General features: G+C 60.8%; 14 protein-coding genes. 13 read left to right on the top strand and 1 reads right to left on the bottom strand.

From position 1 onward, the window contains the following. The first annotated feature begins 98 nt into the window (after positions 1 to 98). Genes K3557_RS14350 through K3557_RS14340 form a run of 3 tightly spaced genes read left to right on the top strand, consistent with a single transcriptional unit; the run spans position 99 to position 3138 of the window. A complete protein-coding gene (locus tag K3557_RS14350; protein WP_259994665.1) occupies positions 99 to 1085 on the top strand; it encodes a tripartite tricarboxylate transporter substrate binding protein in 987 nt (328 codons plus the stop codon). A gap of 54 nt (positions 1086 to 1139) precedes the next feature. Then, positions 1140 to 1622 (top strand): tripartite tricarboxylate transporter TctB family protein, encoded by a 483-nt coding sequence (locus tag K3557_RS14345; RefSeq protein WP_259994664.1) that lies wholly within the window; start codon positions 1140 to 1142, stop codon positions 1620 to 1622. 1 nt (position 1623) lies between these two features. Next, positions 1624 to 3138 carry a tripartite tricarboxylate transporter permease gene (locus K3557_RS14340; protein ID WP_259994663.1) on the top strand — a complete coding sequence of 505 codons (1515 nt, stop codon included), beginning with the start codon at positions 1624 to 1626 and terminating at the stop codon, positions 3136 to 3138. A 22-nt stretch (positions 3139 to 3160) separates the two neighbouring features. Here K3557_RS14340 and K3557_RS14335 read toward each other — a convergent pair whose 3' ends face one another. Then, positions 3161 to 3316 (bottom strand): hypothetical protein, encoded by a 156-nt coding sequence (locus K3557_RS14335; RefSeq protein WP_259994662.1) that lies wholly within the window; start codon positions 3314 to 3316, stop codon positions 3161 to 3163. Positions 3317 to 3442: 126 nt separating this feature from the next. Here K3557_RS14335 and K3557_RS14330 point away from each other — a divergent pair, with 126 nt between their 5' ends. From K3557_RS14330 to K3557_RS14285, 10 genes are all read left to right on the top strand, one after another. Beyond that, a complete protein-coding gene (locus K3557_RS14330) occupies positions 3443 to 4144 on the top strand; it encodes a DUF1194 domain-containing protein (protein WP_259990208.1) in 702 nt (233 codons plus the stop codon). Between the two features lie 194 nt (positions 4145 to 4338). Next, positions 4339 to 4722, top strand: coding sequence for a succinate dehydrogenase, cytochrome b556 subunit (gene sdhC, locus K3557_RS14325; RefSeq protein WP_259994660.1), 384 nt, complete (start codon positions 4339 to 4341; stop codon positions 4720 to 4722). A 17-nt stretch (positions 4723 to 4739) separates the two neighbouring features. Then, complete coding sequence (sdhD, locus tag K3557_RS14320; protein WP_259994659.1) at positions 4740 to 5111, top strand: succinate dehydrogenase, hydrophobic membrane anchor protein; 372 nt, start codon at positions 4740 to 4742, stop codon at positions 5109 to 5111. 18 nt (positions 5112 to 5129) lie between these two features. Beyond that, positions 5130 to 6935 (top strand): succinate dehydrogenase flavoprotein subunit, encoded by a 1806-nt coding sequence (sdhA, locus tag K3557_RS14315; protein WP_259990213.1) that lies wholly within the window; start codon positions 5130 to 5132, stop codon positions 6933 to 6935. Further along, a complete protein-coding gene (locus K3557_RS14310; protein ID WP_259994658.1) occupies positions 6935 to 7228 on the top strand; it encodes a hypothetical protein in 294 nt (97 codons plus the stop codon). The genes sdhA and K3557_RS14310 overlap by 1 nt, the downstream gene beginning before the upstream one ends. A gap of 27 nt (positions 7229 to 7255) precedes the next feature. Continuing rightward, complete coding sequence (locus K3557_RS14305; RefSeq protein ID WP_129369894.1) at positions 7256 to 8035, top strand: succinate dehydrogenase iron-sulfur subunit; 780 nt, start codon at positions 7256 to 7258, stop codon at positions 8033 to 8035. Between the two features lie 119 nt (positions 8036 to 8154). Beyond that, positions 8155 to 8424 (top strand): hypothetical protein, encoded by a 270-nt coding sequence (locus tag K3557_RS14300; protein WP_237455276.1) that lies wholly within the window; start codon positions 8155 to 8157, stop codon positions 8422 to 8424. Between the two features lie 45 nt (positions 8425 to 8469). Next, on the top strand, positions 8470 to 9180 hold the full coding sequence (locus K3557_RS14295; protein ID WP_259994657.1) for a ZIP family metal transporter: 711 nt from the start codon (positions 8470 to 8472) through the stop codon (positions 9178 to 9180). A gap of 105 nt (positions 9181 to 9285) precedes the next feature. Beyond that, entirely contained in the window at positions 9286 to 9462 is a 177-nt protein-coding gene (locus K3557_RS14290) for a hypothetical protein (protein ID WP_259994656.1), read from the top strand. 488 nt (positions 9463 to 9950) lie between these two features. Beyond that, on the top strand, positions 9951 to 11126 hold the full coding sequence (locus K3557_RS14285) for a type III PLP-dependent enzyme (protein ID WP_409201183.1): 1176 nt from the start codon (positions 9951 to 9953) through the stop codon (positions 11124 to 11126). The last annotated feature ends 77 nt before the right edge of the window (positions 11127 to 11203 follow it).

Genomic DNA, 11203 nt, shown 5'->3' with positions numbered 1-11203 from the left:
ACCCGGCTTTTTGCGGCGTGACAGGTCTGTGTCAGGTTGGCGTGTTTGAATGTCTCAACTGAGCCGTCTTGCGGACAGTTGTCAAATGGGAGGAAAAAATGACGACATTCAAAATCGGCCGTCGCGTCCTTATGGCGGCCGCTGTTGCGGCGCTTGGTCTTGGAGCGCCGGCATTTGCCGCCGAAGAACCAGTCCTCGACAGTATTCACTTTCTGATTCCAGGCGGTGCCGGCGGCGGATGGGACGGCACAGCCCGTGGCACTGGCGAGGCCCTGACCAAGGCTGGGCTTGTCGGCAATGCATCGTACGAAAACATGTCCGGGGGCGGCGGTGGCAAGGCCATCGGCTATCTCATCGAAAACTCTGAAAGCAACCACGGCACCTTAATGGTCAACTCGACACCCATCGTGATCCGGTCACTGACAGGTGTGTTTCCGCATAACTTCCGCGATCTGACCTTGGTTGCCGGTACAATCGGTGATTATGCCGCGCTGGTTGTTGGCAAGGACAGCCCTATCGACTCGATGGAAGACCTTTTGGCCGCCTTCGACGCCGATCCGCGCGCAACTGCGATTGGCGGTGGTTCGGTTCCCGGCGGCATGGACCATCTGGTCGCCGCGATGGTGATGGAAGCAGCGGGCAAGGATCCGCTGGACGTCAAATACATTCCGTACGATGCGGGCGGCAAAGCCATGGCCGCGCTTTTGTCGGGTGAAATTGCAGCCCTGTCGACCGGTTTTTCGGAAGCAGTGGACCTGGCGGCTGCGGGCGAGATCAAAATCATCGGGGTGACATCCGAGGAGCGCGTTGCGGCAGCACCGGATGCGATGACGATGAAAGAACAGGGCATCGGTACGACATTTGTGAATTGGCGCGGTTTCTTCGGCGCGCCGGGGCTGCCGGCGGACAAGGTCGCCATGTACCAGGCGGCACTTTCAAAGATGTATGACACGCCGGAGTGGGAGGATGTCCGAGGCCGCAACGGCTGGGTCAACATCCACAACTCGGGCGATGCGTTCAAAACCTTCCTGGAAGAGCAGGAACAAGTCATCGGCGATTTGATGAAAAAGCTGGGCTTCCTGTGAAGCCTGGACTGGCAGAGCGGGTGATCGCTCTGCTCGTTGCAACGGGAGGGAAAAATGGCACTTGATCGTTGGATTGCACTGATATTGCTAGGTATTTGCCTGACTTATGGCTTTACCGCCTGGTTCACGATGGATACGGGGCTTGCACCGTTCATGCAACGCAACCCGATCTGGCCAAGCACCTTTCCCAAAGTGCTTTCAATCCTGGGCGTGCTCGCCTCGCTGGTTGTTCTTCTGGGGCTCGAAAAGGGCGACGTGACGATTGGTGAAATCGATTACCGGCGGCTGGGCGAATACAAGCTAGGGCAGGCCATCCTGCTGCTGGCGCTGATGGTTGCCTATGCGCTGTGCCTGCGCCCGCTGGGCTTCATCCTTTCAACCGCTGCCTTTCTGATCCTCGGCTCGTTCGTTCTGGGAGAGCGCAAGTGGCATATCATGATCATCGTTGCGCTGATCGCCACATTGGTTGTCTGGTACCTGGTGCAACAGGTCCTTGGCATTTACATGCGCCCGCTGCCGGGCTTTTTCGGAGGCTGATATGCTTGAAGGACTTCTCATCGGTCTGCAAACGGCGTTCTCAATCCAAAACCTTTTGATGGTGATCGGCGGTTGCCTGATCGGTACTTTTATCGGCATGCTTCCCGGTCTTGGGCCAATGTCGATCATCGCCATCATGATTCCGGTGGCGATTTCAATGGGCGATCCATCGGCGGCACTGATTTTGCTGGCCGGTGTCTATTACGGGGCCATTTTTGGCGGCTCAACCTCATCGATCCTGCTGAACGCTCCAGGCGTCGCAGGAACGGTAGCTTCGAGTTTTGACGGATATCCGATGGCCAAGCAGGGCAAGGCCGGCAAGGCCCTGACCATTGCCGCCATTGCCAGCTTTTGCGGCGGCACCGTGGGGGCGCTGCTGTTGATGGTTTTTGCCCCCGCCCTGTCCTCGGTCGCGCTTCTCTTTCACTCGGCTGAGTATTTTGCACTGATGGTCGTCGGCCTGTCGGCGATTGCGGCCTTTGCTGGCACCGGGCAGGTTGCCAAGGCTCTGTTGATGACTGTGCTTGGCCTGATCATGGCGACAGTTGGGGAGGGCGCATTGTTCAACCTGCCGCGTTTCACGATGGGGATCATGGATCTGCAATCCGGCTTCGGTTTCATCACTCTGGCCATGGCGATGTTCGCCCTGCCCGAAGCGCTCTTTCTGGTGTTGAAGCCGAAGGAGACACATGACGGCAGCGGTGACGAGATCAAGGATTTGCGGATCAACCGTGCCGAGGCCAGGGCCATCGCACCAGTGATTGGCAGGCAGTCGCTACAAGGTTTCTTCATCGGAGTTCTGCCAGGCGCCGGCGCCACGATCGCCAGCTTTCTAGGATATGCGGTCGAACGTAACATCGCAACCAAGGACGAGCAGGCTGAATTTGGCAAAGGCTCGATCAAGGGTCTTGCCGCCCCGGAAACAGCCAATAACGCCGCCTGCACCGGTTCATTTGTGCCTTTGCTGACCTTGGGCATTCCCGGTTCGGGCACAACCGCGATTCTGCTGGGCGCGCTCATCGCACTGAACGTAACACCCGGCCCGCGTTTGATGATTGACGAACCGCAGGTGTTCTGGGCAGTCATTATGTCGATGTTTATTGGCAATCTGGTGTTGCTCGTACTGAACCTGCCGTTGATCCCCTACATCGCCAAGGTGCTTTTGGTTCCGCGCAACTACTTGATCCCCTTCATTCTCTTTTTCACGCTGATGGGGGCGTATATTGGTCAAAACAACGCGACCGAATTGCTGATCCTGGTGGGGTTCGGCATCTGCGCCACGGCACTGAGGTTTGCCGACTATCCACTTGCCCCCCTGCTTATCGGGTTCATTCTTGGCGGCATGCTCGAAGATAATTTCGCCCGTTCGATGCAGCTCTACGATGGTGTTTCGTTCATTTGGGAACGCCCGATTACAGTCGGCCTTCTCGTGGTCGCGGGCCTGCTTGTCGTTCTTCCCGGTTATCGGGCCAGGCGGGCCGCACTGCGTGCCTCAGGCACAGCTGATGGTGATTAGGCGGCGAAATTTGGAACCTGGTCTACGCCCGCCGTTCAGCGCTTTGTACCAGTTCGAGTATGCCGCAGAAAACGTAGTTGGGGATCTTTCCGGTTTTCTCTGCGCAGAAGACGAGCGGCTGCTCTACTGAAATCGCATGGGCAACGAGCGTTCCGGTATTTGGCGTCAGCACGCTCATTGCCCATGCTTACAGCGCGAACAGGTGTAGATCAAAGCAACACGGCAGATGTTTTCAGCCGGATGAACTGGGGAGGCTGGCAGAAATGTGATGACCCTTGGCGCGATTGCCGCTTAAGCTGGCTGCATGCGGGTTTTGCAGCTTCTGGTTATCTCGACGCTCTCCCTCTGGCCGTTGCGGGCAGCGGCCTGCGATCTGGCATTGGTGCTGGCGGTGGATGTCTCCGGGTCGGTGGATGCCGAGGAGTACCGCATTCAGATGGACGGGCTGGCGGCGGGGCTGCGCGACGGGGTGGTGTCAGAGGCGCTGGTCAAGGCGCGTGCGCAGGTGCTGTTGGTGCAATGGTCCGGCGAGTCACGGCAGGAGGTGACGTTGCCTTGGGCTCCGGTGCGCAGTTTTGCCGATGTCGAGGCATTGGCCCGGCAGATCGAACAGGCGCCGCGGCCCTGGCGCAATTACTCCACTGCAGTGGGGGAGGCGCTGTTTCTGGCGCTGGATCAGTTTTCCGCAGTGCCGGATTGCAGGCGCAGGGTGATCGACATTTCCGGCGACGGATTTTCCAACGAAGGTGTTGAGCCGCGCGAGGCGCATGGGGCGCTGTCTGCCCTTGGGGTGACAGTGAACGCCATCGCCATCGAGCAGAGCGAACCGGATCTGACAGCCTATTTTTTTGAAAATGTGATCCGCGGCGACGGGGCATTTGTGGTCACCGCCTCCAGCTTTGACGACTACCCTGCGCGGATCCGCAAGAAGCTGGTGCGGGAGGTTGCAAAGCAGACAGCTGCGCTGCCGCCCGAGGCAGACAGGAGGGCGCTGGCTTTGCAGTGATTTGCAGATTGTCTTGTGATTCTGCAAAAATTTTCCAATTTGTAAATTTGTGATCACTAATTATTTGCTGTGATCACAAGTCGTGGCCTTTTAGCGCCAACAGAGCAATTTCCCGTGTTTTTTAACACTTCCTTCGGGTGACACGCCGTAAAAATCGGCTAAAACGTCGTCAGCCAACCTGAAAAGGAGCCAACATGGCCGATGTCAATCGGGGCAACCGCCCGCTTTCGCCGCATTTGCAGGTCTACCGGCCGCAGCTGACCTCCCTGACGTCGATCCTGACCCGGATCACCGGCAACGCGCTGATCGTCTCGGCGCTGCTGATTGCCTGGTGGTTCCTGGCCGCCGCAACCTCGCCCGAATACTTCGCCATCGCCAATGGCGTGCTGACCAGCTGGTTCGGCGATCTGGTGATGACCTTGTCGGCACTGGGCCTTTGGTATCACACGCTGGCGGGCATCCGGCACCTGATCTGGGACAACGGCTATATGCTGGACCTGGACCAGGCCGAGAAGCTGGGCTGGTTTGTGATCACAGGATCAGTGATCCTGACCGTTCTGACCATTTTTATCGTCTAAGCTGAAGGACACACGCGATGCGATTTCTGACTGACCGCAAGCGCGCCGTTGGCATGGGCGCTGCAAAATCCGGAACCAGCCATCATTGGGCGATGCAGGTGAGCTCGGTTGCTCTCTTGATCCTGGTGCCGCTGTTTGTCTTCACCTTCGGCTCCGCGCTGGGCGGATCTTACGAGGAGATCACCGCCTATTATTCGCGCCCGTTCCCGGCGCTTGTGGCGGCGCTGACCATCTGGGTCGGCATGATGCACTTCAAGTCCGGCGCCCAGATCATGATCGAAGACTATGTTCACGGTGTCAAAGGCCGCCTGACGATCATTCTGGTCAACTGCCTGTCTTATGCCGTCGCCGCGACCAGCGCCTATGCGCTGATCCGCCTGGCCCTGTAATCTCCGAGGTTTCCATCAATGGCTGCTTACGAATACGAAACACATGAATATGACGTGGTCGTGGTTGGCGCCGGCGGGGCTGGCCTCCGCGCGACGCTGGGCATGGCGGAACAGGGGCTGCGCACTGCATGCGTGACCAAGGTGTTCCCGACCCGCTCCCACACCGTGGCGGCGCAGGGCGGTATTGCCGCCAGCCTGGGCAACATGGGCCCCGACAGCTGGCAGTGGCATATGTATGACACCGTCAAGGGCTCCGACTGGCTGGGCGATACCGACGCGATGGAATACCTGGCGCGCGAAGCCCCCAAGGCGGTTTACGAGCTGGAACATTATGGCGTGCCGTTCTCGCGTACTGAGGAAGGCAAGATCTACCAGCGCCCGTTCGGCGGCCACACCACCGAATTCGGTGAAGGCCCCGCGGTGCAGCGCACCTGTGCGGCGGCTGACCGGACCGGCCACGCGATCCTGCACACGCTGTATGGCCAGTCGCTCAAGAACAACGCCGAATTCTATATCGAGTATTTCGCCATCGACCTGATCATGTCCGACGACGGGCAGTGCCAGGGCGTGGTGTGCTGGAAGCTCGATGATGGCACCATGCATATCTTCAACGCCAAGATGGTGGTGCTGGCGACCGGCGGTTATGGCCGCGCCTATTTCTCCGCCACTTCGGCGCATACCTGTACCGGCGACGGCGGCGGCATGGTGGCGCGCGCCGGTCTGGCGCTGCAGGACATGGAGTTCGTGCAATTCCACCCGACCGGCATCTACGGCTCCGGCTGCCTGATCACCGAGGGCGCGCGGGGCGAGGGCGGCTATCTGACCAACTCCGAAGGCGAACGGTTCATGGAGCGCTATGCGCCCCAGTACAAGGATCTGGCGCCGCGCGACTATGTCAGCCGCTCCATGACCATGGAAATCCGCGAAGGCCGCGGCGTGGGCGCCGAAGGCGACCATATCCACCTGAATCTCTCCCACCTTCCGGCCGAGGCGCTGGCGGAGCGGCTGCCGGGCATTTCTGAAAGCGCCAAGATCTTTGCCGGTGTGGATGTCACCAAGGAGCCGATCCCGGTTCTGCCCACCGTGCATTACAACATGGGCGGCATCCCGACCAACTATTGGGGTGAGGTTCTGAACCCGACGGCTGACGATCCGACCGGTGTGGTGCCAGGCCTGATGGCCGTGGGCGAGGCGGGCTGCGCCTCGGTGCATGGCGCCAACCGGCTTGGCTCCAACTCGCTGATTGACCTGGTAGTCTTTGGCCGCGCGTCCGCCATCCGTGCGGGCAAGGTTGTGGACCCCGAGGCGGCAAATCCGGTGCTGAACACGGCTTCTGTTGATAAGGCATTCGACCGTTTTGATGCACTGCGCAATGCCAAGGGCGGCATCCCGACCGCGGATCTGCGGCTGGAGATGCAGAAATGCATGCAGGCCGACGCTGCCGTGTTCCGCACTGCGGAAACCATGGCCGAAGGCGTAGAAAAGATGACCGCGATCGCCGCCAAGCTGGACGACCTGCAGGTGACCGACCGGTCGCTGGTCTGGAACTCCGACCTGATGGAAACGCTGGAGCTGACAAACCTTATGCCCAGTGCATTGGCCACCATCGTCGGCGCCGAAGCCCGCAAGGAAAGCCGCGGCGCGCATGCGCATGAGGATTTCTCGACCCGCGACGATGAAAACTGGCGTGTCCACACTGTGTCGCGCGTGGCGGGCAACAAGGTAGAACTCAGCTACCGTCCGGTGATCACCGACCCGCTGTCGACCGAAGCCGAAGGCGGTATCAGCCTCAAGAAGATCGCGCCGAAGGCGAGGACGTTCTGATGAAAAAGCTTACACTTTCTGTTGGCCTGGCAATGGCCTGCTTTACCATGCCGGCCTCGGCTAACCCGATCCTCTATGCGATGAACGAACAGCCTTATTGTTTGGAAGAGGTCGCTAATTCGGAGGTCCTTCATGTCAAAGGCCTTAAGCGTGTTGGCAACAGCGGTGTCCGCATGACGATCAAGCAGAGCAAGAGGGTCGAGGCCAAGGCCAAAGACTTCCGAACCGCAAGAGCGGCCTTCACGGCCTGTATGGCGCGCAGACTCGAAGCCCATTCCGTAACGGTCGAGTAATCGCCAGGGACCCGAAGGAGACAGACCATGGTTCAATTCAGCCTTCCCAAGAACTCCAAGATCACCACCGGCAAGACCTGGCCCAAGCCGGACGGCGCCAGCAATGTGCGCAAGTTCAAGATCTACCGCTGGAACCCGGATGACGGCCAGAACCCGCGTGTCGATACCTATTTCCTGGACATGGACAGCTGCGGCCCGATGGTGCTGGACGCGCTGATCAAGATCAAGAACGAGATCGACCCGACGCTGACTTTCCGCCGCTCCTGCCGCGAGGGGATCTGCGGGTCGTGTGCGATGAACATCGACGGCATCAACACGCTGGCCTGTATCTACGGCATGGATGAGATCAAGGGCGATGTGGCGATCTACCCGCTGCCGCATATGCCGGTGGTCAAGGACCTGATCCCGGACCTGACGCATTTCTATGCCCAGCATGCCTCGATCATGCCGTGGCTGGAGACCAAGACCAACCGCCCCGCCAAAGAGTGGAAGCAGTCGATTGAGGACCGCAAGAAGCTGGATGGGCTTTATGAATGCGTGATGTGCGCCAGCTGCTCAACGTCCTGCCCAAGCTACTGGTGGAACGGCGACCGTTACCTTGGACCCGCAGCCCTCCTGCATGCCTACCGCTGGATCATCGACAGCCGCGATGAGGCCACGCCGGAACGTCTGGATCAGCTGGAAGACCCGTTCAAGCTCTACCGCTGCCATACCATCATGAACTGTGCCAAGACCTGCCCCAAGGGTCTGAACCCGGCCAAGGCGATTTCACATATCAAGCAGATGATGGTCGAACGCAGCGTTTGATTTGCAACAAGACTGATCCGCAAGGATCCGCTGTCCGGCAGCGATGAAAATTGCACCACCCCCGGTTTCCTGCGAAACCGGGGGTATTGTTTTTTCCCAGGCAGACGGCAGGCACAGAAATGAAATCCATCTTTCCGGCCATTGCGGCCTTAAGCATTCTTTCAGGCTGCTTGTCGGCGGCAGACAATGACCGCTTGGGCGCGCAGCTTGCTGCCACCGACGCCCGCATCCCCGGTTGTATCGACGCGGCAGGCATCACCGGCCAGTACCGGGTGCGGACCGAGTTTCTGGGCCATGGGGCCGGGGCGATTGTCTTGCGGACCGTGCAGTCTGGGCAAAATGTGACGGACGGGCAGGCGGCGCAGGCAACCTCCTGCATTAACGCCTGACGCAATCGGGTTGAGGTTCGGTTGAGCCGCCCCTAGGCTGCTGGTATGCAACCGCATGTTTTTGCCATTCTTTTAGCCGGGCTTGCCGGTCTCGCCATGCCGTTGGGCGGCTTCCTTGCCTGGTGCGAGCATATCCGCAACCCGATGCTCCGGGACGAGGTGCTGCACACCATCGGGGCCTTTGGCGGCGGGGCGCTGGCCTCGGCGGTGGCGCTGGTGCTGGTGCCGGAAGCGGCCGAGGTGCTGCCGCCCGCTTGGGCGGTTGGCCTGTTTGCCGCTGGCGGAGCGGTGTTTTATGCGGTCGATACGCTGTTGCAGCGCCACGGCGGCAGCGGCGCCTTGCTATTGGCGATGCTGCTGGACTACCTGCCGGAGGCGATGGCGCTGGGGGCTATGCTGGTGGCGGATGCGGCCACCGCCAAGCTGCTGGCGCTGATGATCTTCCTGCAGAACCTGCCCGAAGGCTTTGCCGCCTTCCGCGAAGTCTGGAATGGCAGCAGCCCGGCCTGGCATGTGTTGCTGGCCTTTCTTGGGCTGGCCGCGCTCGGGCCCGCCTGTGCGCTGGTTGGGCTTTTTTGGCTGGCGGACGCCCGTGCTGCGCTGGGGGCGATCATGATCTTTGCGGCTGGCGGCATTCTCTATCTGCTGTTCCAGGATATTGCGCCCAAGGCCCATTCCAGCCGCAGCAGCGTGCCGGCACTGGGTGCGGTTGCCGGTTTTGCGCTTGGGCTGGCCGGGGAGCTTCTGACCGGCTGAGACTTGCCTGCCGGGTTTGCAATGCGGTGCTTGCATGACGCCTTTGCACAATCATCTGCTGCAGCGGGTTTGGCCTGCGCCTATCCTCCTGCGTAAGGGAGGACCGTGCCAGACTATGGAGGCAACCCGATGGACCCCGTGAAACCGCAAAAGAAGCAGGCTGCACAAGACGCGCTGGAGGCGCTGGAGCAAGCCTTCGCCTATTACACCCCGGAACCGCTGCCGGCGGTTGAGCAGGCTGACCCCGGCGAATGGGTGATCGAATACTATCAGGCGGCCTGAGTGCCATAGTGGTTGAGCCTGATGCTGCCGCCGCATAGACAGGGGCCATGCCCCTATTGCTGCTGCTTCTCCTCGCCGGTGTGTTCGGCTATTTCCTGTGGCGCCGCAGCGCTTCCGGCCTGACCCGCGATTGCCGCTGGCGCCAGCAGCGTGCCAAAAGTCAATGGCGCTGCAGCTATTGCGGTGCGGTTGCGCCGGAGCGCCTTCCGTGCGGCCTTGGGCCCGGCACCGCGCCAAGGCGCGGTGCCGGGCCCAACTGCGGCGGGGCTTGGCAAAGCCGCTGAAGCAGGCGGGAGCGCACCGGTCTGCCGGTCTGCTGCAGGGATGGCAAAGAAAACACTTGAACGACTCAGGCACATGCCCGATATGGACGCCCAAGACGCCAACGCACGCGCCTCTGGCGAAAGGGGTTACGCCCCTACGGTTACGTAGCGACGGTAACGTCTCTGACAGAACTGAGCGGTCATATATGGCCGGGTCTTTTGGAGATGACCATGAACGCAAACGTAGCCGGGCTGTCTGCCCGTGATTGCGACACTGTATCCCGCACTCTGAGCTTCATCGCCGCAAACCGGTTTGAGCGGCCGACATTGGTGGTGGACGCCGAAGCGGTTGCCGCCAAGTACCAGGCGCTGGCCCGCGGGCTGGGCCGGGCTCGCATTCACTATGCGGTCAAGGCCAACCCGGCAGCGGGCATTCTTGAGCGGCTGGTGCAGGAGGGATCCAATTTCGACGCGGCCAGCCGGGCGGAGATCGAAATGTGCCTTGCGGCAGGCGCTGCGGCCAGCCGGATCACCTTTGGCAATACCATTAAACGCCCTGCCGACATTGCCTTTGCCCACAGTATCGGCATCACCCATTTCGCCGCTGATGCGCGTGAGGAGCTGGACAAGCTGGCCGCCCATGCGCCGGGCGCCAGGATTTGCCTGCGGCTGATCGTTGAGGCCAGCGAGGCCGATTGGCCGCTCAGCCGCAAATTCGGCTGCACGCCGGACAAGGCGCTGAAGCTGATGGATTATGCTGCCGCCCGCGGCTTGCTGGTTGAAGGCCTGTCTTTCCATGTCGGCTCGCAAACCCGCGAGCCGCAGATGTGGCAGGGCACGCTGGAGCAGGTGGCGCGGGTCTGGCGCCAGGCGCATGAGGCAGGCCATAATCTGAACCTGCTGAACATCGGCGGCGGTTTTCCGGCCTCTTATGGCTCGGATATGATGCCGGCCGAAGATTACGCCCGCGCAGTGATGGAACTGGTCGGCGCGCATTTCGGCGATGTGCCGGAGATCATGGCTGAACCGGGCCGCGGACTGGTGGCCGAGGCAGGCGCCATTGCCGCCGAGGTGCTGCTGGTCTCGCGTAAGCATGACGATGATCTGCACCGCTGGGCCTACCTCGATATCGGCATGTTCTCGGGCCTTGCCGAAACCATGGGCGAGGCGATCCGCTACCGGATCACCACGGACCGCGACCACGAGACCACCGGCCCCTGCATTCTGGCCGGACCTTCCTGCGACAGCGCGGATGTGCTGTACGAGCGCAAGCCCTATCAGCTGCCGCTGGGGCTGAGGGGCGGCGACCGCGTGGTGATCCATTCTTGCGGGGCCTATACCTCGACCTATGCGTCGGTCGGCTTCAACGGCTTCCCGCCGCTGGACTTGGTAGTGATCTGATCGTTGTGATCCGATGGTGCAGCCCAGCCGCGGCTGCGGGGCTTGCAAACCTGCGGCGATGCGGTCTTGATGGGGCA

The organism is Leisingera sp. M523 (assembly GCF_025141335.1).
Classification (GTDB): domain Bacteria; phylum Pseudomonadota; class Alphaproteobacteria; order Rhodobacterales; family Rhodobacteraceae; genus Leisingera.
Note: the sequence above shows the minus strand (reverse complement) of the source record. Positions and strands in the feature narration are given on the sequence as shown.

What these genes read in the sequence shown, in the direction of transcription:
- K3557_RS14350 (WP_259994665.1), top strand. Translation starts at nt 99, where the DNA reads ATGACGACATTCAAAATCGGCCGTCGCGTCCTTATGGCGGCCGCTGTT.
- K3557_RS14345 (WP_259994664.1), top strand. Translation starts at nt 1,140, where the DNA reads ATGGCACTTGATCGTTGGATTGCACTGATATTGCTAGGTATTTGCCTG.
- K3557_RS14340 (WP_259994663.1), top strand. Translation starts at nt 1,624, where the DNA reads ATGCTTGAAGGACTTCTCATCGGTCTGCAAACGGCGTTCTCAATCCAA.
- K3557_RS14335 (WP_259994662.1), bottom strand. Translation starts at nt 3,316, where the DNA reads ATGAGCGTGCTGACGCCAAATACCGGAACGCTCGTTGCCCATGCGATT.
- K3557_RS14330 (WP_259990208.1), top strand. Translation starts at nt 3,443, where the DNA reads ATGCGGGTTTTGCAGCTTCTGGTTATCTCGACGCTCTCCCTCTGGCCG.
- sdhC (WP_259994660.1), top strand. Translation starts at nt 4,339, where the DNA reads ATGGCCGATGTCAATCGGGGCAACCGCCCGCTTTCGCCGCATTTGCAG.
- sdhD (WP_259994659.1), top strand. Translation starts at nt 4,740, where the DNA reads ATGCGATTTCTGACTGACCGCAAGCGCGCCGTTGGCATGGGCGCTGCA.
- sdhA (WP_259990213.1), top strand. Translation starts at nt 5,130, where the DNA reads ATGGCTGCTTACGAATACGAAACACATGAATATGACGTGGTCGTGGTT.
- K3557_RS14310 (WP_259994658.1), top strand. Translation starts at nt 6,935, where the DNA reads ATGAAAAAGCTTACACTTTCTGTTGGCCTGGCAATGGCCTGCTTTACC.
- K3557_RS14305 (WP_129369894.1), top strand. Translation starts at nt 7,256, where the DNA reads ATGGTTCAATTCAGCCTTCCCAAGAACTCCAAGATCACCACCGGCAAG.
- K3557_RS14300 (WP_237455276.1), top strand. Translation starts at nt 8,155, where the DNA reads ATGAAATCCATCTTTCCGGCCATTGCGGCCTTAAGCATTCTTTCAGGC.
- K3557_RS14295 (WP_259994657.1), top strand. Translation starts at nt 8,470, where the DNA reads ATGCAACCGCATGTTTTTGCCATTCTTTTAGCCGGGCTTGCCGGTCTC.
- K3557_RS14285 (WP_409201183.1), top strand. Translation starts at nt 9,951, where the DNA reads ATGACCATGAACGCAAACGTAGCCGGGCTGTCTGCCCGTGATTGCGAC.